The following is a 20,518-nucleotide window of genomic DNA, read 5'->3' as shown; positions in this document are numbered from 1 at the left end:
CTGCCGGAACAGTCCAGTTCTTTATCTGCACCTGGCGAAGACAGTTCATTCGACATTCTCGCCCTCAAACGCCGTGTTGGTCGTCGCAAACCGAGCAACCGAGTTGGAGGGCAGTGATGCCAGGAACAAAGAGAAAGACTGACGCCGCGCCATGGCGGGCGGGCGAACGCGATGCGGCGGACGCGAGCGTGGTCACGCAGCTTGCCGGGCTGAAGCGAATGACGGTGGTCGAGCTGAAGGCGAAGTGGGAAAGCCTCTTCGGCACGCCCGCTCCGAACAACAGCCGCAGTTACCTCGAGCTGAGGCTCAGCTACCGGGTCCAGGAACTGACCCTCGGCGGCCTGTCCCGCGAGACGCGGCGGACGCTGGACTTGCTGGCCGACGAAATCGATGGCCGGGTCGGTCGCAAGACGATCATCGCGGATCCCCGCAACCCGGTGGTCGGCACCCGCCTCGTGCGCGAATGGGACGGGGTGGAGCACACCGTCACGGTGATGAAGGACGGTTTCGACTGGCAGGGGCGCAAGTTCAAATCGCTGTCAGCGGTGGCGAAGGCGATCACTGGCACGCAGTGGAACGGCTATCGCTTCTTCGGCCTACGTGAGGCACGGAGGGGTGAGGAGCGGTGGCCGGAGGCCAGCCATCGATCCGGGGGATCGATGGCAGCGACGAACGCCCGGAGCGCGAGCGGAGGGCCAAGATGAGCCGTCATCAGGAAGCCGTCGCGGTCGTTCCGCGCCGCCAGCGCTGCGCCATCTATACCCGCAAGTCGAGCGAGGAAGGGCTCGACATGGAGTTCAACAGCCTCGACGCCCAGCGCGAGGCTTGCGAGGCCTTCGTGACGAGCCAGAAGGCGGAAGGCTGGGCCACCATTCGCGAACGCTACGATGACGGCGGCTTCTCCGGTGGCACGCTGGAGCGCCCCGGCTTGAAGCGTCTCATTCAGGACGTCGAAGCCGGTCTGATCGATGTGATCGTGGTCTACAAGATCGACCGGCTGTCGCGCTCGCTGATGGACTTCGCCAAGCTGGTCGAGATCTTCGACCGCAATCAGGTGACCTTCGTTTCGGTCACGCAGTCGTTCAACACCACGACCTCGATGGGCCGCCTGACCCTGAACATCCTCCTCAGCTTCGCGCAGTTCGAGCGTGAGGTGATCGGCGAGCGCATCCGCGACAAGTTCGCGGCATCCCGCAAGCGCGGCATGTGGATGGGCGGTCACGTCCCGCTGGGCTACGACGTGCGCGACCGCAAGCTGGTGGTCAACGAGGCCGAGGCCGCGACGGTCAGGATGATCTTCGAGAGGTTCGTCACTATCGGCTCTGCCACAACGCTGGCGAAAGCGCTCGCGGCCGAAGGCGTGCTGAACAAGCGCGGCAAGCCGATCGACAAGGGATTCCTCTACAAGCTGATCAACAACCGGGTCTACCTCGGCGAGGCCGTGCACAAGGGCACGGCCTATCCAGGCGAGCACGAGGCCATCATCGATCAGGTCCTGTGGGACAAGGTTCACAGCATCTTGGCAGAAAGCCCGCGCCTGCGGGCGAAGAATACCCGTCGCCAGACGCCGGCCCTGCTGAAAGGGATCATCTTCACCGAGACGGGCACAGCAATGACGCCGACGGCGACGAAGAAGGGCACGCGCCTCTACCGCTACTACGCGTCGATGGACCTGATCCGAAACCGCCCGACCGGCGACGGCTCGGGCCCGCTGCGCTTGCCCGCCGGCATGGTCGAGGACGCCGTCGTCGGCGAAATCCGCCGCATGATCCGCGCACCCGAAGTCGCGGCGCGAACCATAAAGGCTCTTCGCGACAAGAGCTCGACCGTCGATGAGAAGGCGGTCGTCCAGGCGCTCGGCGAGTTCGACCAGCTCTGGGCGGCGCTCTACCCGGCGGAGCAGACCCGCATCGTCCAGCTTCTGGTCGAGCGGGTGACCGTCGGCGAAGACGGCATCGCCGTCGATCTGCGCCATGAGGGGCTGGGCTCGGTCCTTCGGGACATGATGGCGCCCCGTCAGATGGAGGCCCACGCATGACCGACTCGACGAACACCATCCGGGTCGTCATCCCCCTGACGATCCGAAAACGCAATGGGCGGCCGAGGATCCTCCCGCCCGACGAGGTGATCTTGCGGGATGGGCGGACGCAAGACCCTCATGTGCTGCGCGCCATCGCCCGCGCCTGGAGCTGGCGGCGGCAGCTGGAAACGGGCGCCGCTTCCACCATTCAGGATATCGCCGCGGCCGAGAAGGTCTCCGACCGGTTCGTAAGCCGGATGATGCGGCTCGCCTATCTGTCGCCAGAGGTGATCGAGCACCTCGTCATCAGGCGCGTGCCACCGGCGCTTTCGCTGAACGACCTCGTCACAGTTGCCGATCGGCCGTGGGCGGAGCAGATGGGAGCAGTGTTTGGTTTAGCGGACTTACAAGGGAAATCAGTATAGTGTTGTCCTTTGATGTTCGATTCCAACGCTATAGCATGAACTTTGTGGCACTCGCGAAGCCATCAGGCCTGATGCCCTTGACTGATGACACATATATGTGTGGCGGGCGAGTTCTGGAGGCAGTCATATGAATTTCGAGATCTACTGTGATGAAGCTCTTCCAGATCTCTTTACCTCCCTGCGTCCACGTGCCCGCTATTTGATGATCGGCAGCCTTTGGCTGCCGAGCGAGATGCGTGACGAGGCGAAGGCCAGGATCTCTGAAGTGCGTGAGCGTCATGCTGTATGGGGCGAGTTGAAGTGGACGAAGATCTCCCCGTCAAAGCAGGCCTTCTACGAGGAGCTGGTCGACGTTTTCATGTCTTTCGGCATGGACATGCGCTTCCGCTGCATTGCTGTGGACCGCGAACAGGTGAACCTCGCGCTACATCAGAACGACGGAGAGCTGGGCTTTTACAAGTTTTACTACCAGCTCCTGCATCATTGGATCCTGGACTTTAACGAGTACCGCATTTTTTGCGACCTCAAGACCAACCGGGACCGAAAGCGCCTGCACGACCTCAAGCGCTGCCTACGCTATTCGAACCTATCCGCCACAATCGCCGAAATTCAGTCGTTACCGTCGCCGGAAGTCACCCTCCTTCAGCTGTGTGACGTTCTGCTAGGCGCTGCGTCTAGCCGCATCAACGAAACCCTCGGTGTAGGAACCGCCAAGGAGGCCGTTGTGCGTAGACTGGAGGAGCGCCTCAACCGAAGGCAGATTGGGCCGACTTCAAGGACGGAAGAGAAGTTCAACGTCTTCAAGATCCGTCTGAGTGGAGGCTGGTAATGCCGCTGCCACCACTACTGCATCTCCCCGATGAGGCTGCATATCGACAGCATTTTGTTGGCACCTATTGCCGCGGAGCGATTGAGACACACGATGGCATCAGGGTCTTCTTCCGCCAGCACCAATTCGACCATGCCTTCTATGAGAGCACCAACCGGGATGGCATCAAGGATGCATTCTCTTGGGTGCGGGCAGAACGAATGAACTGGATCGACGCCACGCTGACCGACCCAGCGGCCATCCGCTACCAGGGCTGGGTAGCTAAAACACGCAGCTACGACCCTGCGCGACGGGTTGATCTCCTATATGAAGATTTCGTCGTCGTTTTGGCTTTGGGCTTCAATCGAGACAGAACGCTGAGGGCGAACTTCATCACCTGCTACCAAGCGGACAACAGCGTGGCCAAAATCCGCACCTCGCCCCTCTGGACGAGAGCGGACTGCATTCAGGCACTGCGCTGAAAAAATTTGGGCGCTGATTTGCCATGCTGGCTCAGCGCCCGAAGCCTCGATTGGTTCAAAGCCGATAGGCAGTGAACTCGATACGATATTTGCGAGGTTAGCGCCCAAATGTCAAGGACCTCGTGAACCCTTCACGCCGAGACGAGTGTTGCTGCACGCCCACATCGACAACCCGCCCATAAAGTAAGCTTGTCGCAGCGCTACGAACGCGCGCGCCTGGCTATGCCTACCGCGCGTTCTCTGGCTGGCGACGCCAGCCGGGAGAACGGCCGCAGAAGGTGCGCCGATCCGATGGACGGAACTGGCTGAAAACGCTGGCTTTCGCGAAGCCGAACCGGGCTGGACGAGGTTCGCTCGGTTAGAGACGAAAGCCGTTCAGAGACCGAAATTCAACGCTTCGCCAGTCTCCGAGGTTCGGTCGGCTTCAGCAAACCCCTTTGAAACTTGGTAGAAATCCGGCGCCCAAGGCGCGTCGCTCAGAGTTCGCGACAGGATAATGGCGGAGCGGGAGGGATTCGAACCCTCGATACGCTTTTGACGTATACTCACTTTCCAGGCGAGCGCCTTCGACCACTCGGCCACCGCTCCGCATGTCCTGGAAGGCGACCCCCTATATCCAAGCGGTGCACCGCGCAAGCGGTGTTTGCACGGGAGAGGCGCGCTCAGGAGACGACGTGATAGCCCAGCACGAGGCCCGAAATGCTGACCTGTTCGGGCCGGGTCTCGACATGCTTGAGCGTCAGCGTCGCGCGGGCGCCCTCGGTCAGGAGGATCTCGCTGCGTTGCGCGACATCCTCGCCCAGCTTGCACGTCAGGTTCATCTCGTCGCCGAAAACATCCTCGTCGTCGATGTTGAGCACCTGCCCATAGCCGATGCCGATCGACGCATAGAGCTTGCGTTCCTCGGGCAGCACCATGTTGGCGGCGTTCAGCTGACGCATGATGCCGCGCGCGGCGCGCACCGCGTCGTCGGTATCATCGAACAGGCAATAGAGGTTGTCGGCCTCGGCCTTGATCAGCAGCCCGCCATGATCCTCGATCTCGGGCAGCGCGAGGCGCTTCATCTGGTGCACCATCAGCAGGAAGGCGGCGACGCCATGGCGCTGGGTGGTGCGCGAAAAGCCGCTCATGTCGAGCACCATGACCGCGCGGGTTTCCCCGAACACCTGGTGGATGCGTTCGGCGATCGATGGCAGGTTTTCGGGCTGTTCAATCATCTCGTCGAGCAACCGGTCGAGCGTGGTGCGGCTATTGCGCAGTGCCAGCGGCGTGTCGTCGTATTCCTCGTCTGCCCCAGTCATGCCCATCCCCCTCGATACGCGCCTGCAGCTTGCACGGCGGACGGCGGTTTCGCAAGCCGGTGCGCCATGTTAGCGTCCGCGCCATGACAGCCACCCGACTCCGCTCCACCGCCCTGCGTTTCGCCGCATCGCTCTTGCCCCTGACCCTGCTGGCCGCCAGCGAGCCGCCGCCGGCCAATCCGGGGCCGGGAGACATTATCGCCGCCGCGCCGCAAGGCGACTGGGCGCGTATCCCGGCGGACGATCTGCTGGTGATGGACCTTGCGCCCGATGCGAAGGGCAGGCCGCGCCGCGTGGTCATCCAGCTGATGCCCGCGCCCTTCAGCAGCGGCTGGGTTAGCAATATCCGCAAACTGGCAGCCGTGCACTGGTGGGACGACGCCGCGATCGTGCGCGTGCAGGACAATTATGTCGTGCAATGGGGCGATCCCGATGCGGAGGACGAGGCCAAGGCCAAGCCGCTGCCTGCGGGAATCGCCAAGGTGCCGGAAGGCGAATATGTGTTCGATCGAAAGGGCGTGAACATCGCTGCCGGTAACAGCGGTTCCGAGCCTTGGACGGGTCCTGACGCCTATGCCAAGGCGCTGGGTTTCTCCGGTGGCTGGCCGCTCGCCGGCAACGACGATCATGTCTGGCCCGTCCATTGCTACGGCATGGTTGGCGTCGGTCGCAACCTGTCTCCCGACACTGGATCTGGCGCAGAACTCTACACCGTGATCGGTCATGCGCCGCGGCATCTGGACCGCAATATCGCTTTGGTCGGGCGCGTGGTCGAGGGGATCGAGCACATGTCGAGCCTGCCGCGCGGTACCGGTGCGCTAGGTTTCTATGAAAGCCCCGAAGAGCGGACCGTCATCCGATCGGTGCGGTTGGCCACCGAGTTGCCCGAAGCCGAGCGGCCGAGGCTCGAATATCTGAACAGCAGCAGCGAGTCGTTTGTCGCCTATGCGCGTGCGCGGGCGAACCGGAAGGACGCCTTTTTCAATATCCCTGCTGGCGGCGCGGATATCTGCAATATTCCGGTTCCGATTCGGAAAATTACGCAATAAAGTAATAAAATAACAAAACTGGTCGCGGAGGATCGCAGGCAGGAGTAAAGGGCGGGACAAACACAACCAGCAGGAGAAGACTGTCATGCGCGTTGGCACCGTCAAGGAAATCAAGAACCACGAATATCGCGTCGGCATGACGCCCGAAAGCGCCCGCGAACTGGTGCAGCACGGGCACGAGGTATGGGTGCAGTCGGGCGCGGGCCTGGGCATCGGTGCCAAGGACAGCGATTATCAGCGCGCTGGCGCGAAGCTGATCGAGACTGCCGCCGAAATCTTTGCCGAATGCGAGATGGTGGTGAAGGTCAAGGAGCCGCAGTCCATCGAGCGCGCGATGCTGCGCGAAGGACAGATCCTGTTCACCTATCTGCACCTCGCGCCCGATCCGGAGCAGACGAAGGATCTGGTCGATTCCAAGGCGGTGTGCATCGCCTATGAGACGGTGACCGATGCCAGCGGCGGTCTTCCGCTGCTCAAGCCAATGAGCCAGGTTGCCGGGCGCATGTCGATCCAGGCGGGCGCGACGGCGCTCGAAAAGGCGCATGGCGGGCGCGGCATCCTGCTCGGCGGGGTTCCGGGCGTGCTGCCGGGTAATGTGTGCGTGATCGGCGGCGGCGTGGTCGGCTTCAATGCGGCGCAGATGGCGGCAGGGCTGGGCGCGGACGTGACGATCCTCGACCGCAACCCCGAGGTGCTCGAGAAACTCGGCTATTATTTCGAGGCGCGCGCCAAGACGCGCTTTGCCAATGTGTCCAACGTCGCCGATAGCGTCGCCAATGCCGATCTCGTGATCGGCGCGGTGCTGATCCCCGGCGCCGCCGCGCCCAAGCTGGTAACGCGCGAGATGCTGGGCACGATGAAGCCTGGCGCGGTGCTGGTCGATGTCGCGATCGACCAAGGCGGGTGCTTCGAGACCAGCCATGCCACCACCCATGCCGATCCTACCTATGTGGTCGACGGCATCGTGCATTATGCGGTGGCCAACATGCCGGGCGCGGTGGCGCGCACCAGCACCTATGCGCTCAACAACGTCACCCTGCCGCACATGCTGCGCATGGCCGACAAGGGCTGGAAGGACGCGCTGCGCAGCGATCCGCACCTGGCGGCAGGCCTCAACGTCTGGAACGGGCGGGTGACCTACAAGGCAGTGGCGGATGACCTGGGTTATGCCTATTGTCCGCTCGAAGAGGCGCTCGCCTGAAGCGCTGCAAAGCGCGCAAGGAGAGCCGCCGATGATCGCCGACCACCAGAAGCCCGTCGATTCCCCCTTCGGTCGCCACAGCGAACCGCATGAGGTGCTGGCGGGCATCGATCTCAAGGGCAAGGTGGCCATCGTCACCGGCGGCTATTCGGGGATCGGGCTGGAAACGGTGCGCGCGCTGGCGGCAGCGGGCGCAGCGGTCACGGTCCCTGCGCGCGATACCGAAAAGGCCAATGCGGCGCTGGCAGGCATGCCCGGCGATATCCGCATCGCGCTGATGGACCTGGCCGATATCGCATCGGTCAAGCGGTTCGCACTCGGCTTTGCCTCCGACAACACGGCGCTCGATCTGCTGATCAATAATGCTGGCGTCATGGCCTGTCCGGAAATGCGGGTGGGGCCGGGCTGGGAGCTGCAGTTCGGCACCAACCATATGGGCCATTTTGCGCTGGCGACGACCTTGCTGCCGCTGATCCAGCGAACGGAGAATGCGCGGGTGGTGGCGCTGTCTTCCACCGGGCACAAGCTTTCGGATATCCGCTGGGACGATCCCAACTGGACCGATGGCAGCTATGACAAGTGGAAGGCCTATGGCCAGTCCAAGACCGCCAACAGCCTGTTCGCACTGGGCATGAATGCGCGGTTGAAGGAGAGCGGCGGCGAGGCTTTCGCGGTGCATCCGGGCGGTATCTTCACCCCGCTGCAGCGCCATCTGCCGACCGAGGAAATGATCGTGCTCGGCTGGCTCAACGAACAGGGCGAGATTTCCGACGGCGCCCGCGCCATGTTCAAGACGCCGAGCCAGGGCTGCACGACCACGCTCTGGGCGGCGACTAGCCCGCTGCTCGAAGGCAAGGGCGGGGTTTATTGCGAGGATTGCAACATCGCTGGGCTCTCTGGCGAGCAGCCGGTGCGCTATCGCGATGTCGAGCCGCACGCGGTCGACCAGGACAGCGCCGAACGGCTGTGGGAAATGAGCGAGAAGCTGCTGGCGCAGGCCTGACCGGTAGGCGGTCCTAGTCGCGCCGGTCGCTGCGTCGCCTGTGTGCATGCGGCAATTCGGCCGGCAGCGCCAGCGACCCCGTTTGTGTCTTCGCACGCTTGATTCCCGAAACGCAGCATTCGCTTTCCGACGGCTCGGGCACGGCCTCTTTCAGGAAGCATTCGCCATGTTCGGTTCGGCCGGGGACGACATAGGTCCAGGCCCGGCATTGCCGCTCATCGTCGCACGCCGCCTTGCAGCTTTTCCAGTCCATTCCCGGCCGGTCGTAGATGATTTCGCGCAGGTCACTGCCGAACAGGTCCGTGTTGAACATCGGCGCGGCGTCAGCGGATGGTTGCATGACGCTTTGGCCGGGGGTGCCGGGGGGCCTGCCGCGGCCCGGCATCTGAGCAGAAGGGCCCAGATAGCGCACCGAGCTGATCGAACCGCCATCCTCTCCGAGCGTCTGCACCTCGCCCGACACCTCGCGGCAGCGCGTGCGGAAGCCCGCATCCATGCATACCAGCCAAAGTCCTTCGGCCCTGAGCGAGAAGGCATAATCGTTTGCCGTTCCATCAAAGCCTTCGCCGGCCGGCACGTCCTGCAGGTTGGCGACATCGCTGCGCACCGTGACGGCGGCCCCGTCAAGACCTTCGCCGTTGAACAGCGTCAGGCTCGGTGTCCCCTGGGCAGCGAGGCTCGACCCGATTAGGCAGACGGCGAGGGCAACAGGCGCAAGCGCGCGGGGTGCAAAGGTGGGCAGCATCATCGTCTCCTGGCAGCAGGTTGAGCGAGGCGCCAACTCTGCCAGAATCCCATGACGCTGCAATGCCAGTCGTCACACCAGCACGGCTCTAGCGAAATTCCGCAAAGGCGATAACGCGGCGGAAGCCGGCGCGGCATTGCGGCTGGCCTTCGATCACCTGCGCCTCGTGCCAGATCTCACCCGAATGATAGCCCCAGCGCGCCAGCCGCTGCATGGGGCGATCGGTCATCCGGCGGCCGAGCCATTGCGCGAGCGCGGGCTTGAGCGCGGCGCGGGCTCGGGCCGGCGAACCGCAATCGCGCGCGCCGTGCCAGCTATCGACATTGCGGGCGAGATCGGCCTGTACGCGGTGTACACTGCCCTTGAGGGCTGTATCGCTGGGCGAGGCAAATTCCAGCCGCTGCGCGCGCGCCGTTCCACGCGGCACCATGAGCGCGAGCGCTGCCACCGCCAGAATCAGCAGCAGGACCAGCCAGGTTCGCGCCATGGATCGCTCCACAAGGGATCATCGGTGGCCTGATCGCCGATGCGCGGGCACGAAGGTTGGCCAGCAGCCGTTTTGGGTCGACGAATTACCCCGCACACCGTCGATCAGACCGCTACCAGTCTAGGCGCGATGATGCCTATCGCGGCTGTGGCATATTGTCGCAAATGACGGGAAATCGCAGATATATCGCCCGGCGTGGCGTTACATCAGGACAGATCGACCCTGGGTGTCGCGATGACCACCTTGCGCAGCAGCCGCTGCACCTCGGCATCGCCGCGCCACTTTTCCGCGATGCGCTTGTTCAGCGTTGCCGAATACCAGCGCTCGCCCAGCGTCGCTGCCTGCTTGAGCAGGGTCACCAGGGTCGCGCGGTCACCCATGCACGAGGCGTGGAAGGCGGGCGTCATGCGGGTCTTGCGCTCGCCCTCGGCAAATTCGCGTCGCGCCTCGGCGACTAGGACCAGATGCGCCGTGGACGGATTGCGCTCGATGGCAGCATCGAGCTGGGTAGACAGGCGCTTCATCTCGGGTACCCCGCGCAGCGCCGCCAGCGCGCGATATTCACGCGCATAGGCCTTGATGTCGCCGCGCGAGATATGCGCCCAGGCCAGGCAGTTGCGGATGGTGGCGTCCGAAGGATATTGCGACTGCAGTTGCTCCAGCTCCATCACCGCGCGCCGGTCGCGCCCCGCCTGCCAGTGCGCACAGGCGCGCTCGACAGCGATGGCGGGGGTTCCGGGCAGCAGCAGCTGCGCGGTATCATATTCGCGCTGCGCGGCGGCATCCTGGCCGAGATCGGACAGGACATTGGCGTACCAGAAATGGGTCAGCCCGTCGCGCGGGTCGAGCGCGAGCGCACGGCGGAAGGAATCGACCGATCGCTGCGCATCGTAGCTCCACCAATACTGGATGAAGCCGTTGGCGCGATGCGCCGCCGCGAGCTGGTTGTCGAGCGCGAGCGCCTGTTCGACCGCCGACTTGGCGGCGCTGTACGCCCGGCTTTCGGTCGCCGCGCCATATTCGCGATAGATCAGCCATGCCTCGGCCAGGCCCGCATAGGCCGGGGCGAAATCCTTGTCCGCGGCGATCACCTTTTCGTACAGCGCGATGGCACGGCGCAGGTCCTCGGGGGTGCGCCGTGCCCACAGGTCGCGCGCGGCGACATAATCGTCGGTAACGGTCTTGTTGTGCGGCAGGGCTGCGGCCCGCTCGATCGGCGACGGGCCAGGCGCGAGCATGTCAGTCAGCATGACGGTCGCAACGACCAGCGCGCCGATGGCGATGACCACGCTTGCACCGACGAAAAGGCGTTTGCCCCCGCGCGCTGCCGGGGAAGGGGCGACGCTCGAAGACACGGCATTCGGCGGCGGCGGGTCGCTTGCAGCCGGAACCTGCGGCGGTGGCTGATCGGCCGGACTGTCCAGGTCGCGCTGCTCCGCACGCCCGGCCCAGGATGCAAGCTCATGCTCATAGGCGAAGACCGAACCCTGCTTGCCGCCGGGCAAACGGTGCACGGGCAGGTCGCGCTCGCGCGCCCATCGCATCACGGTGGTGCGGTCGCGGCGAAAATAGCCCGCAATGGCCTTCCAGCCATCGAGCCTGCGCTCAGTTTGATCCGGCTGGCTCAAGAAAATTGCCCGTCAATGACCGCATCACCCGCATGACGGCACGGTTCGACCGATCAGCCCCGCGCCCTGTCGCTTTGCCTATCGGCAGGCTGAGCCGCCTGTCCAGACATTATGTTATAATTCAGGCATATCGCTGCGCTATTTTGTATCTTGGGGGGCGCTCCCGCGATGCGGATGGCAGGAATGCTGGCTGATCACGAGGTTCGTCGAAAAACACCGCACGCGCAGTGGGCACTCTGGCCAAGCTTCCGGGGGAGCGGCGCGCAGCGGCAGCTGGCCAGCCGTCATGTGGCCGAATCGATCATGACCCTCTCCGGCTCGAGAGCTGCGACGCTAGGGTCGGTGCACCGAATGTCTTGAAGGAATGGTAGCGGAGGAGCGACTTGGTCACAAACGTAGCTTGCGCCGGATACGTCTCTGATGGGCTGACTCAACGCTGATCGGAAGCGGACATGACCCGGAATTTCGGCTTTTGGAGTGCTTCAATCGGTTCGCGTATGGCGGAATATGGGTGGAAAGCGGACTAGGCCCATTGTATAGCATTGTGATGAGCAACGATTGTATCACTCTCTGGCGCCCAGTCGGCCCAGCCGAATTGCGTCTCATTGAAGAGGCACACATGAGTGCATTCCCGCCTCGCCTGCCAGAACAGCCGATCTTTTATCCCGTCACCACAGAAGAGTATGCGGTAAAGATCGCTCGCGATTGGAATGTGCCCCAAAGCGGTTCAGGGTTTGTAACTCAATTTCAGGTGCGACGTGATTTTCTTAGTCGCTATGATGTTCAAGATGCGGGCGGAAAGGCGCACCGAGAATATTGGATCCCCGCCGAGGAACTGGAGGCGTTCAATGCCGCCATCGTGGGCAAGATCGAGGTTGTGCGCGAGTTTCGCTGAACGTCCGCAACGGGGTCGTTTGCTGAAAGGCAGGAATTTTTCGCGACCGGGGTGAAGCCGCCGTGCCGCTTTCGGGATCGCGTTCAGGCCCGGCGCATGACCGGGAATGGGTGGAATTCGGTCATCATTCTTGATTGAGATGGATCTGCAAATCCCCTTCTGCCCATCCGACTGAGTGTGGGAAAACCGGAGCCGAAAGTCGTGTCAGCTTGTATCCTTTCGGCATTGCCTGTTGCAAACATTTGGCTTGAATGGAATCGAGCGCGCCTAGAAATAGGCGGTCGGGCATCTGCGGCGGGCCGTCGAACTGACTACTAAAAACGTATTCGCGAACCCTACAGCTGTGTGCAATCTTTGGAAGTAACGGATATGGAACCCCGTCTTCTATTACCGGAGAGGGATAAGCAGGATCCCAATGATGCGATGAATATAGCAGCTGAGACTCGTCGTCGCGCTGTCTTTTCTCCAAGGCAGGCATATATGCCACCCATTCCGCTAACATATACATCGTGTCGTCCCTTGATCGGCTAGCAAAATACCAAAGATCAAATGCAGCGAAGGCGACGACCGCAAGCACTAGCAATCTCTGTCTGATCGTGATCCGCATTACAAACGCTTGCCATAAGCACTTGCCAAAGTCGAATGTCCGAATTGGGGTCGATAGCTGAATGTCAGAAATTTTTTAGAAGCGAGGCAAAGCCGCCATGCCGCTTTTGGGATCGCGCATATGCCTGCTCAACGCTTCTCGTCGGGGGGCTTCGGCCGACCTGGCCAGCGTCCCCACCCGCATAGAACTGCATAACGATCCCCGCGATCGATGATCTTGGCGCGGCACTGGCACGCTGGCGAAAATTTCGCAGTTTCCCGTCAAGCTGCCAAGGTTGCCGCCTATGCGTGGGAAACACCCTACATTCCCTACATCCAAGGATTTCTGCGGGTTTGCGACCCTACATTTTCCCTACATCTTCCCTACCAGATAGGATTGATAGAACCCTATATATTGAATGAAAAAAACATATATTCATCAATGACATAGGATTGTCGGGTCTAAAATGTAGGACGATGTAGGGTTTGGAACCCTACATTTTTTCCAAGCAATTCCAGTGCTTTAGGCCCTGTTTTCGATCGATGTAGGGAATGTAGGGTTTTTCCCAGGGGGGGGGCCCTCCCAAGGATTTACGGCCACCGCCTGATTTGCACAAAAACCCGGCCAAGAAGCCGAAAGTGGAGCGTGGGGGCGAGCGCGGCGCGCGGGGTGGGGGCGATGGCCTTCGCCGCGAGGGGTGTCAGGGGCAGGGAGGAGGGCCACCAGGCGTCGATCGCGGGCAAAGGAAAGGGCCGAGGCGCGGAGTGGGGGGTGCGCATCGGCCCTTAGTTTGGCCTTTCAGCCTGGGTCGCAGCTTTGGGGCCTAGCCCAAGATTGGGAGACCCCATGCTCTAGACGGCGATACCTAACGACTGGTTAACCGGCTTGGCGTCACGATCAGCTCGCCGAATTTGGCCTGCTTGTTGCCGCCGCCGATGCTGTAACCCACCTGCACCGGCTCGAGGTGAAAGCGCGCGAAGGTTGCGCGGATCTCCGGGTGGTCGTTGATCGAGAGGATGAACCGACCCTTCACCTGTGCCAGCAGCTCTGCCATCTCCGCGAACTCGGTTCGAGCGAACATCCCTTCGCCATAGTCGCCTTCGCAGCGATAATAGGGCGGGTAGGCTATCGTGCGTTTGAGGTGGATGCAGCCTGTCCACACGAGGCATGGGCTCGTGCAGATCAGGTGGATGGCTGGGATGTAAGGTGAAGGTCTAAGCTGGGCTTAGGGCTTCAGATGATCGACCGCTCAAAGATCAGACAGTCACGGACCTTGCCGTCCTTGCAGTTCACACTGGCGGACTTGATGTAACGGGGGTCAGTGGATTGCTTCACTGCCTCGCGGAAGTCCCTGTCAAAGTTGAAGCTGATGTCCCGATCAATGAATAACTGCCTGATTTGCGGGACATTTATCGCCACCATGTTTTTGATGCGATGCAGGTTCACAGCAACACCATCGCCCTCCAGGTCATCGAACAGAGACCAGAAGCGGGTCAGAATATCAGGCACACCAGGCTGATCTCGACCCAGGGTTTCTATGGCGGGCGTAGCGATGCCAAGGTCCGAGCACATGCCATTGAGCATGTCCCAGAGCACCCGGCGAACGGCTACATCCCTTGTATTCCTGAGCTTTTCCATCACCCGCATGACTTGATTTTGCATGGCATTGCGAGACTGGACAGCCTTGATGGTGTTGCGCTCGCCGTAGAAACCCTTCTTCCGCAGCGTTGGCAGGAGGTCGCCAGTGACGAATTTTCGGAAGCGGAAGGCAACTGTTCCTGGCCGGGTCGCCCCTTGCGATCGAAGGATCAGCGAATACAGGCCTGGCTCGTTGATAATGATCACCTCCTGACGACCGCCAGGGGTATCTGAAAAGTATATACCCTTTTCATCGGCATCCAACCTCTCGGCTGCTTGGGAGGCGTTTTTGATGTCCAGCGTGCGGCAGACATCAGCCAAAATGAACCAGGGCTCTCCCTGTCGCTCGACTGTGCGAAGGGGAGATTGCTCAAAATCGAACGCGATTATTGGGTTGCTCATGACCGCTCCTGGTCTGATCTGAGGGGTATGAGCTAAACTCACACCCTTTCCGTTGACAGCAGGGGTGTAAGCTCAACTTACACCCTTTGGTTGGTGCTCAAGGGTGTCCAAAGTTTGGACACCCTTTGCATGTCGACCCGACATCACCGCTCACGCCCTATGTTCAACATAGCCCGTGCATCGTCGAGCGAGATAAGGAGATGGCATCCATTGAACTGATGTCGTCTTTCTCAATGGACGTTGCGGGGACGGGCCTGGGCACGATTCGCGAAAACAGCCTGAGCATGGATCATTTCAGCCTGCCGGCCAAATACTCGCAAGATCGATGCGATGTCGGCGCCGGAGATCTCGGCCATGGCATCGCCCAGGTGTGCTTCGTCGCAAATGAAGGCGATGGCGTTCAGACCGACGCCGATGTCCTTCAGAGCCGCATCGGCATCCTCATCGATCACAAAGCCGCGGGCCTCGATCTCATCGCCATGCTGGATGGTCTTAACGTTCATAGCTGGCGCTCCCGTCCTGGTTGTGCTCGGCCCAGAGGCGACGAAGCAGGCGGGCACGATTGTCCCGCAGAACACGGGTTTGCTCGCTAACGGATTTCGCTCTATTGGTGATGACAGCTTGCGCCATGGGTATGATCCTTGGTTCGAGTTAGGGCGTCTCGGGAGGTGCGAACTCTCTTGACGCCCGTTGTTTATGTGCTCATAAAGAGGTCATGTCAACACTTAATGAGCACAAAAAGAGGATGGGGCGGCCCCCGGTGGACAGTGAACCTGTCCGATTGCGCATGGAGCGGGCCGACTTGGACGCTCTAGATCAATGGCGTGAGGCACAGCCAGATTTGCCAGCAAGACCTGAGGCCGCACGCCGATTGATCCGGAAAGCATTGGACCAAAATTCAGAATGAACTGGCTGCGGCTCGACCATCTCGAAGCCGCTGATCCTATCGTCATCAAAGACAGCGACGGGCGTGTCGTGGAGGTGCAGGTTCCGTGCGAACCGACCCAGCGGCGCATCCCGATGTGCTGTTTCAAGGCGCGGATGGATCGGCATGGCAAACGACAGCTGCGTGTTCGTGACCGCAGGCTTGATCCCGCACCAACGTGGCTGCTGGTCAATGTCCAACGGTGGAAATGCGGCAATTGCGGGCGGGTGCACAACGAAGAACTGCCCGATCTGCACGACACGCACAGGGTCACCAATCGGCTGTATGACGACATCGCCCTGTCAGCGATCAAGCGGACGTTCGAGGATGCTGCGACCTTCCATGCGGTAGAATCCACCCTGGTGAAGCGGATATTCAAATCCGTGGCGGCCGAGAAGCTCCAGGACTATCGCTTCCAATGCCCCCGCGTGCTTGGCGTTGATGAGAAGTTCCTGAAAAAGCGGGCTCGGTGGGTGGCATATGACGTCGAAAACGCGACGGCACTTGAGCTGCTGCCAGGGCGTGACGAAACGGACATCCGAGCTCTGCTGTGCCAGGCGGAAGACCCCGAGCGGGTCGAGGTGTTCTGCCAGGACATGTATTTCCCCTATCGCAATCTGGCGGGCGAGTTTTTCCCCAAGGCGCTCATCGTCATCGACAAGTTCCATGTGGTTCGGATGGCCAATGAGGCGATGGATGAAGCCCGGCGGGCTGTGCAGGCCCAGCTGGAGCCTGAGGCCCGTGTTCGCATGGCCAACATGCGCCGGCTGTTCCTGAAACGCTGGGATGACCTTGATAGGAACGCCCAGGACCGATTGGCCGAGGTGGTCGAGCTGCACGAGGTGCTCAAGCTCAGCTACACCTGGAAGGAGAAGTTCTTCGACATTTTCGAGATGGAGGGGCGGACTAAGGCAGAGCAGGCGCTCATGGCCTGGCAGGGCGATATGCCATCATCGATCCGCAAGTTTTACGGACCAATCAAACGTAACCTGAAGGTCTGGGGCACGCTGATCTTCAACTATTTCGATGCCAGCTATACCAGTGCCGGGGTCGAGAATTTCAACGGTCTGCTCGATCGGATGAACGCTGATGGCTATGGCTACAGCTTCGATCAGTTGAGGGCGAAGGCCCTGCTCAAATACGGCAACCTGGTGCCCAAGGCTGATCTGCGGATGTATTTCGATGAGTTCGATCTTGAACCCCGCCCACTGACTTACAGCCTGGGCATTGGCATACCGCTATCCACCATTATCGATGATTTGGAAGCCCACACCTTCTGACCCCCTTTCCACCTCAAACGCACGATAGCCGGCGGGTCGAGGTAGAACAGGGTGCCTGGCCGATCATATCTGCGGATGAAGTCGGCCCAGCGCATCCGCTCGATCACAACTGCCGACAGGCGCTCATGTACTGCCTCGAGGAGCGGCTGCAGCTTGGTCACATCGAAATGGCCCCCTCGACCAAGTGAGACGCCAAAGTTCCGCCCCACCACCTTGCCGCCGAAACTGGTGCGCTGCAGATAGAGGAACCTGGCGGCGCGCTGCATATCTGTGAGCGTCTCGGGCTTCTCTAGCACAAGCCTCTCGAATTCGGCCCGCGATGTGATCTGGAAGCGCATCATCTCAAGGAATGCCAGGTAATGCACCTGCAGCACCCGGAAGAAATTGTGCACCTCGCGTGACCAGTCGTTGATGGCCTCGCATGGTGGACGATGCGAGCGCCGGAAGAAAACGCCGCCCATCCCGACAAATGGCTCCGCATAGGTCTGGTGGTCGACCTGGTCGATCATGGCGCACAGGCGCTTTGCGAGCTTGCGCTTGCCGCCGATATAGGGGGCAACCGGTGACACCGGCTGCACGGAAGAGAGACTCGACTCCATCACGTTTGTTCCATATTTGTTCCCGTGCCGAGTCGGCAGGCGGGATGATCCGGTCCCCTGTTCCATGGGCAGGATCGGTTGGATTGTGGCGGGTCAGGTCCGTCGGTTCGAGGCGTTGGCGCGCCTCTGCCCCCGCCGCTTTCGCGGCAGGGTTAGCAGGTCATCCAGCGCGCGTGCCCGGCGCCGGCGAGGGTCGAGGCGCGAAGATAAGGGCCTCGACGCCCAGCCATTCGTTGAGCTGGCGCATGCGCTGCTGGATCGGCTCGATCTCGTTCTCGAAGAAGGTGTCGCTGGCCTTGCCGACATCCCCAAAGCCCCCATTGTTCTGGGGGATTATTCCGATGAGCTGTGGCGGCACGCGGTGCGCGGCCAGCAGATCATCGCGGGTCACGTTCTTGATGTTGAGGAACTCGTCCTTCGCCGCGACATCGGCGATCGGGATCACCTGGATGCCGTCCTTTTTTCCGTTCGGGACGTGCAGGAACATGTTCTTGAAATTGCCGATGCCCTTAGCCGACTCGAGCCGTTCCTCAATTGCATCTACTGTCTCTGTGTCGGCGAGCGGATCGGAGAGGTACAGGATGAAACCGGCATGCGCCCCGTTGAGATAGTACCGGCGGCGGAACAAGGTGGCATTCTCGTTGAGCAGCCCCGCTTGCAGCGCCGACAGCCATTCGGGCACCCCATAGACCTCCTGCAGCACATCGGGCTGCAGCAGATGGAAGACGCTATTCGGCCGAAATTCGTGATCATGGCCCAGCGGCCCCTTGACGAAGAACATTGTGCCCGGCTCGCTGCCGACGCGCGTGAAGATCGCCGGGCTGTGCCGGAGCGTCATCACCCGTCCGCCCATATTATCGATCCGCTCCAGATAGGCATTGCCCATCTGCAGGAAGTCGATGGCCCAGCGCTCGAAATTGGCGCGATCGAGCCAGCGGGTCGGGGTGAAATACTTGAGCAGCAGATTGACCTTGAGCGCGATCGCGCTGCGGTGGTGCGGCGACATGTTGAACGATTTCGCCAGCTTGGTCATCGGCATCGGCGGCTCATACCAGCGCCCGTTCTTCCACATCTCGAAGTACGACCAGAGCTCGCGCCCATCCATCACGCTTTCCGGATCCCCGAAGGTGAAAACGCGTCCGCCGCCGCCGCTGCCAGGCGCATGCACCTGGGCGGGCGCGGCGGGTATGATGTCAGTGCTCTCGCTCATGGCCTGTCCTCTTGTGATCAGTCGAAAAACTTGACCTTGGCCCCGCGCGAGACCGGCTCGCTGGCGTCCATCGGTTCATTGGAAAGCGCATGCAGGATCGCCCAGGCGATGTCGGCATGGCCCACCTCGCCATTGCGCTTGGCGGTATAGGTGACCTGCCTGCCCGAGCCGGTCAGGGTGGGGCGGATGGCCATGAAAGCGGCCTGCACGTCGCTCCACCCGGCATCGAACTCGATGCGGCGGTTCCGGAAGACGTTCTGGCCCTTCATGACCAGCGCGCCCTTGACCGCGACCGAATAATTGATCCGGCGCGTGGTGGGGAACCACTTGAGCACCAGCTGCAGCACCGCCTCGCCACTGCCGGTGGTGTCGATCGCGATGTCTTCGACGTTGTACCGCTGGGCGACCTTGCGGATTTCGTCGGCCTGGCCCTGGAAGTCGATGCCGTTGAACCGCAGCTTTTCAAGCACGCGGAACTTGCCACCCGGCTTTTCCGGCGGCGCGATCACGGCGAGCGCTGCATCGTCGCGACCTTGCTTGTTCGGGTCATAACCCAGCCACACACGCTTTTCGCCAAAGGGGCGCATGCCAGGCATACCGATCAGCTCAGGCTTGAAATCCCGCCACTGGTAGAAGCTGTCGACCCGCGCCGGGCCGATCAGAGCGAACGGGAAGCTCGACTGTGCGTCGTCGATTTCCTCGCATTCGAACAGGTTGCGGAACGAGTCTTCCGAATATTCTTTCCGCAGCTGCTCGATATCGACCAGGTCGCCCAGGCCCCGCTTTACTGCGTCATGGATGGTGAGGATCTGCTGCCAGCTGCCATCGGGCATGATGGCGCCATCGCGCAGGTTCTTCAGCGACAGGTCGAATGGGCGCTGATCGCCCTTGGTGCGGCCCCGGTTCCAATCCTCGCCTGACCAGAAGGCATAGCTCTCATGGGTCTTGGTCGAGGCCGATGAGAAATAGGTCTTGGTGTAGATGCTGTGCGTCGCCATGGCGCTGGCGACCTTGTTGAGCTCGGCAAATCCGCCGACCCACGAGAACTCATCGAAATAGAAATCGCCGCTTTCGCCCTGGGCGGTCGCGCTGTTGGTCGAGAGCGGATAGAGGCCGACCGAATCCAGCGATGGCCCGTCATCACCGTGCAAGCCGGTGAAGTCGAGCATGATGATCTTGCCCTTGAGCTCGATGCCGGTGACGCGGCGAACCCAGTTAGTGATCTCGCGCCGGAACTTGAGCGCCTGGCGCTCCGAAGCCGACAGGAAAATCTGGTTGCGGGGCTGTTTGCCCTCGATCGCCATCTCGGCGATCTTGGCGAAGGCTTCGCGCGCAAAATACCAGGTCGCGCCGACCTGGCGGCTTTTGCGGATCTTGCGGGTCCGCTGGTGGCGCTGATCCCACCAGGCCTCCTGATATTCGAAATTGCGATCGTGGAAGTCGTCGAGAAGCGACTGATATTGCTCGATCGTCAGGCAGTTCTTGCGTTTCTCGGCGCGCTTGGCCTTCGCCTTTTCATCGTTCCGGCGTTCGATATTGGGGTTGAGGTCGGTCTCGCGACCGTCATCGCCGCCGAACTTGCGCACCCGCGCCATGCGTTCGATCTGCCGCCCCAGCAGGTCGATTTCCTTGAAATCCTTGCCCGATTTGTTCTCCTTTGCGATCAGGGTGAGGTAGCGTTCCTGGAGCCCGTCCTCCATCCGCACCACCACCGGCGCATCGTCCCATTTGTCGCGGGTTTTCCAGCTTGCGATGGTGGCGTATTTGACCGCCAGCTCATCGGAAATCTGCTGCATCGACCAGCCACGCCAATAGAGCGAGCGCGCGGCGCGCC

The 20,518-nt window shown here is 61.5% G+C and carries 21 protein-coding genes and 1 tRNA gene; 10 read left to right on the top strand and 12 right to left on the bottom strand.

Going from position 1 to position 20,518, the window contains the following annotated elements:
- The first annotated feature begins 116 nt into the window (after nt 1-116).
- The 5 genes from FG486_RS02725 (at nt 117) to FG486_RS02705 (ending at nt 3,735) form a co-directional block, all read left to right on the top strand.
- Nucleotides 117-704 (top strand): DUF2924 domain-containing protein, encoded by a 588-nt coding sequence (locus FG486_RS02725; protein WP_241695563.1) that lies wholly within the window; start codon nt 117-119, stop codon nt 702-704.
- Entirely contained in the window at nt 701-2,038 is a 1,338-nt protein-coding gene (locus FG486_RS02720) for a recombinase family protein (RefSeq protein WP_181266347.1), read from the top strand. Before FG486_RS02725 ends, FG486_RS02720 begins: the two co-directional genes overlap by 4 nt.
- Nucleotides 2,035-2,445 (top strand): hypothetical protein, encoded by a 411-nt coding sequence (locus FG486_RS02715; RefSeq protein WP_181266346.1) that lies wholly within the window; start codon nt 2,035-2,037, stop codon nt 2,443-2,445. The genes FG486_RS02720 and FG486_RS02715 overlap by 4 nt, the downstream gene beginning before the upstream one ends.
- Nucleotides 2,446-2,572: 127 nt before the next feature.
- Nucleotides 2,573-3,274 carry a DUF3800 domain-containing protein gene (locus tag FG486_RS02710; protein ID WP_181266345.1) on the top strand — a complete coding sequence of 234 codons (702 nt, stop codon included), beginning with the start codon at nt 2,573-2,575 and terminating at the stop codon, nt 3,272-3,274.
- Nucleotides 3,274-3,735: a hypothetical protein gene (locus tag FG486_RS02705; protein WP_181266344.1), complete on the top strand. Its 462-nt coding sequence runs from the start codon at nt 3,274-3,276 to the stop codon at nt 3,733-3,735. The genes FG486_RS02710 and FG486_RS02705 overlap by 1 nt, the downstream gene beginning before the upstream one ends.
- A 497-nt stretch (nt 3,736-4,232) precedes the next feature.
- Here the strand turns inward: FG486_RS02705 and FG486_RS02700 are convergent.
- Both FG486_RS02700 and FG486_RS02695 read right to left on the bottom strand, forming a co-directional pair.
- Nucleotides 4,233-4,323 (bottom strand) — tRNA-Ser (locus FG486_RS02700).
- A gap of 74 nt (nt 4,324-4,397) precedes the next feature.
- On the bottom strand, nt 4,398-5,036 hold the full coding sequence (locus FG486_RS02695; RefSeq protein WP_181266343.1) for an adenylate/guanylate cyclase domain-containing protein: 639 nt from the start codon (nt 5,034-5,036) through the stop codon (nt 4,398-4,400).
- A gap of 83 nt (nt 5,037-5,119) precedes the next feature.
- On the opposite strand from FG486_RS02695, the gene FG486_RS02690 reads away from it, so the two are divergent.
- From FG486_RS02690 to FG486_RS02680, 3 genes are all read left to right on the top strand, one after another.
- Nucleotides 5,120-6,085: a peptidylprolyl isomerase gene (locus tag FG486_RS02690; protein ID WP_181266342.1), complete on the top strand. Its 966-nt coding sequence runs from the start codon at nt 5,120-5,122 to the stop codon at nt 6,083-6,085.
- A gap of 85 nt (nt 6,086-6,170) precedes the next feature.
- Complete coding sequence (gene ald, locus FG486_RS02685; protein ID WP_066274413.1) at nt 6,171-7,286, top strand: alanine dehydrogenase; 1,116 nt, start codon at nt 6,171-6,173, stop codon at nt 7,284-7,286.
- Nucleotides 7,287-7,317: 31 nt separating this feature from the next.
- A complete protein-coding gene (locus FG486_RS02680) occupies nt 7,318-8,289 on the top strand; it encodes an oxidoreductase (protein ID WP_181266341.1) in 972 nt (323 codons plus the stop codon).
- A 13-nt stretch (nt 8,290-8,302) separates the two neighbouring features.
- Here the strand turns inward: FG486_RS02680 and FG486_RS02675 are convergent, their stop codons facing one another.
- The 3 genes from FG486_RS02675 to FG486_RS02665 form a co-directional block, all read right to left on the bottom strand.
- Nucleotides 8,303-9,037: a PAN domain-containing protein gene (locus FG486_RS02675; protein WP_181266340.1), complete on the bottom strand. Its 735-nt coding sequence runs from the start codon at nt 9,035-9,037 to the stop codon at nt 8,303-8,305.
- 85 nt (nt 9,038-9,122) lie between these two features.
- Nucleotides 9,123-9,521 (bottom strand): hypothetical protein, encoded by a 399-nt coding sequence (locus FG486_RS02670; RefSeq protein WP_181266339.1) that lies wholly within the window; start codon nt 9,519-9,521, stop codon nt 9,123-9,125.
- A 206-nt stretch (nt 9,522-9,727) separates the two neighbouring features.
- Nucleotides 9,728-11,149: a tetratricopeptide repeat protein gene (locus FG486_RS02665; protein WP_181266338.1), complete on the bottom strand. Its 1,422-nt coding sequence runs from the start codon at nt 11,147-11,149 to the stop codon at nt 9,728-9,730.
- A gap of 619 nt (nt 11,150-11,768) precedes the next feature.
- On the opposite strand from FG486_RS02665, the gene FG486_RS02660 reads away from it, so the two are divergent.
- Nucleotides 11,769-12,044 (top strand): hypothetical protein, encoded by a 276-nt coding sequence (locus tag FG486_RS02660; protein WP_206678355.1) that lies wholly within the window; start codon nt 11,769-11,771, stop codon nt 12,042-12,044.
- A 124-nt stretch (nt 12,045-12,168) separates the two neighbouring features.
- Here the strand turns inward: FG486_RS02660 and FG486_RS02655 are convergent, their stop codons facing one another.
- From FG486_RS02655 to FG486_RS02640, 4 genes are all read right to left on the bottom strand, one after another.
- Complete coding sequence (locus tag FG486_RS02655) at nt 12,169-12,651, bottom strand: hypothetical protein (protein WP_181266336.1); 483 nt, start codon at nt 12,649-12,651, stop codon at nt 12,169-12,171.
- Nucleotides 12,652-13,495: 844 nt separating this feature from the next.
- A complete protein-coding gene (locus FG486_RS02650) occupies nt 13,496-13,711 on the bottom strand; it encodes a DNA adenine methylase (protein ID WP_181266335.1) in 216 nt (71 codons plus the stop codon).
- 152 nt (nt 13,712-13,863) lie between these two features.
- Complete coding sequence (locus tag FG486_RS02645) at nt 13,864-14,670, bottom strand: BRO-N domain-containing protein (RefSeq protein WP_181266334.1); 807 nt, start codon at nt 14,668-14,670, stop codon at nt 13,864-13,866.
- Nucleotides 14,671-14,900: 230 nt separating this feature from the next.
- On the bottom strand, nt 14,901-15,173 hold the full coding sequence (locus tag FG486_RS02640; RefSeq protein WP_181266333.1) for a hypothetical protein: 273 nt from the start codon (nt 15,171-15,173) through the stop codon (nt 14,901-14,903).
- 400 nt (nt 15,174-15,573) lie between these two features.
- Between FG486_RS02640 and FG486_RS02635 the strand changes: the two genes are divergently transcribed.
- Nucleotides 15,574-16,875: an ISL3 family transposase gene (locus FG486_RS02635; protein ID WP_181266332.1), complete on the top strand. Its 1,302-nt coding sequence runs from the start codon at nt 15,574-15,576 to the stop codon at nt 16,873-16,875.
- On the opposite strand, the gene FG486_RS02630 is transcribed toward FG486_RS02635, so the two are convergent.
- The 3 genes from FG486_RS02630 to FG486_RS02620 all read right to left on the bottom strand — a co-directional run.
- Nucleotides 16,809-17,474, bottom strand: coding sequence for a DNA adenine methylase (locus FG486_RS02630; protein WP_181266331.1), 666 nt, complete (start codon nt 17,472-17,474; stop codon nt 16,809-16,811). The genes FG486_RS02635 and FG486_RS02630 overlap by 67 nt on opposite strands.
- Nucleotides 17,475-17,634: 160 nt before the next feature.
- Nucleotides 17,635-18,684, bottom strand: coding sequence for a phage portal protein (locus tag FG486_RS02625; RefSeq protein ID WP_181266330.1), 1,050 nt, complete (start codon nt 18,682-18,684; stop codon nt 17,635-17,637).
- Between the two features lie 17 nt (nt 18,685-18,701).
- The coding region (locus FG486_RS02620; protein WP_181266842.1) for a terminase large subunit domain-containing protein at nt 18,702-20,518 on the bottom strand (1,817 nt) is incomplete at its 5' end.

It is taken from the genome of Blastomonas ursincola, from assembly GCF_013607875.1.
In the GTDB taxonomy this organism is placed as follows: Bacteria; Pseudomonadota; Alphaproteobacteria; order Sphingomonadales; family Sphingomonadaceae; genus Blastomonas; species Blastomonas ursincola.
The sequence above is the reverse complement of the archived record's forward strand: the minus strand, read 5'-3'. Positions and strand labels throughout refer to the sequence as shown.

Excerpts from the sequence above, each read along its gene's own strand:
- FG486_RS02705 (WP_181266344.1), top strand. The coding sequence starts at position 3,274 with ATGCCGCTGCCACCACTACTGCATCTCCCCGATGAGGCTGCATATCGA.
- FG486_RS02650 (WP_181266335.1), bottom strand. The coding sequence starts at position 13,711 with ATGTTCGCTCGAACCGAGTTCGCGGAGATGGCAGAGCTGCTGGCACAG.
- FG486_RS02655 (WP_181266336.1), bottom strand. The coding sequence starts at position 12,651 with ATGCGGATCACGATCAGACAGAGATTGCTAGTGCTTGCGGTCGTCGCC.
- FG486_RS02690 (WP_181266342.1), top strand. The coding sequence starts at position 5,120 with ATGACAGCCACCCGACTCCGCTCCACCGCCCTGCGTTTCGCCGCATCG.
- FG486_RS02670 (WP_181266339.1), bottom strand. The coding sequence starts at position 9,521 with ATGGCGCGAACCTGGCTGGTCCTGCTGCTGATTCTGGCGGTGGCAGCG.
- FG486_RS02680 (WP_181266341.1), top strand. The coding sequence starts at position 7,318 with ATGATCGCCGACCACCAGAAGCCCGTCGATTCCCCCTTCGGTCGCCAC.
- FG486_RS02640 (WP_181266333.1), bottom strand. The coding sequence starts at position 15,173 with ATGAACGTTAAGACCATCCAGCATGGCGATGAGATCGAGGCCCGCGGC.
- FG486_RS02715 (WP_181266346.1), top strand. The coding sequence starts at position 2,035 with ATGACCGACTCGACGAACACCATCCGGGTCGTCATCCCCCTGACGATC.
- FG486_RS02660 (WP_206678355.1), top strand. The coding sequence starts at position 11,769 with ATGAGTGCATTCCCGCCTCGCCTGCCAGAACAGCCGATCTTTTATCCC.
- ald (WP_066274413.1), top strand. The coding sequence starts at position 6,171 with ATGCGCGTTGGCACCGTCAAGGAAATCAAGAACCACGAATATCGCGTC.
- FG486_RS02725 (WP_241695563.1), top strand. The coding sequence starts at position 117 with ATGCCAGGAACAAAGAGAAAGACTGACGCCGCGCCATGGCGGGCGGGC.
- FG486_RS02710 (WP_181266345.1), top strand. The coding sequence starts at position 2,573 with ATGAATTTCGAGATCTACTGTGATGAAGCTCTTCCAGATCTCTTTACC.
- FG486_RS02630 (WP_181266331.1), bottom strand. The coding sequence starts at position 17,474 with ATGGAGTCGAGTCTCTCTTCCGTGCAGCCGGTGTCACCGGTTGCCCCC.
- FG486_RS02720 (WP_181266347.1), top strand. The coding sequence starts at position 701 with ATGAGCCGTCATCAGGAAGCCGTCGCGGTCGTTCCGCGCCGCCAGCGC.
- FG486_RS02645 (WP_181266334.1), bottom strand. The coding sequence starts at position 14,670 with ATGAGCAACCCAATAATCGCGTTCGATTTTGAGCAATCTCCCCTTCGC.
- FG486_RS02625 (WP_181266330.1), bottom strand. The coding sequence starts at position 18,684 with ATGAGCGAGAGCACTGACATCATACCCGCCGCGCCCGCCCAGGTGCAT.
- FG486_RS02675 (WP_181266340.1), bottom strand. The coding sequence starts at position 9,037 with ATGATGCTGCCCACCTTTGCACCCCGCGCGCTTGCGCCTGTTGCCCTC.
- FG486_RS02635 (WP_181266332.1), top strand. The coding sequence starts at position 15,574 with ATGAACTGGCTGCGGCTCGACCATCTCGAAGCCGCTGATCCTATCGTC.
- FG486_RS02695 (WP_181266343.1), bottom strand. The coding sequence starts at position 5,036 with ATGACTGGGGCAGACGAGGAATACGACGACACGCCGCTGGCACTGCGC.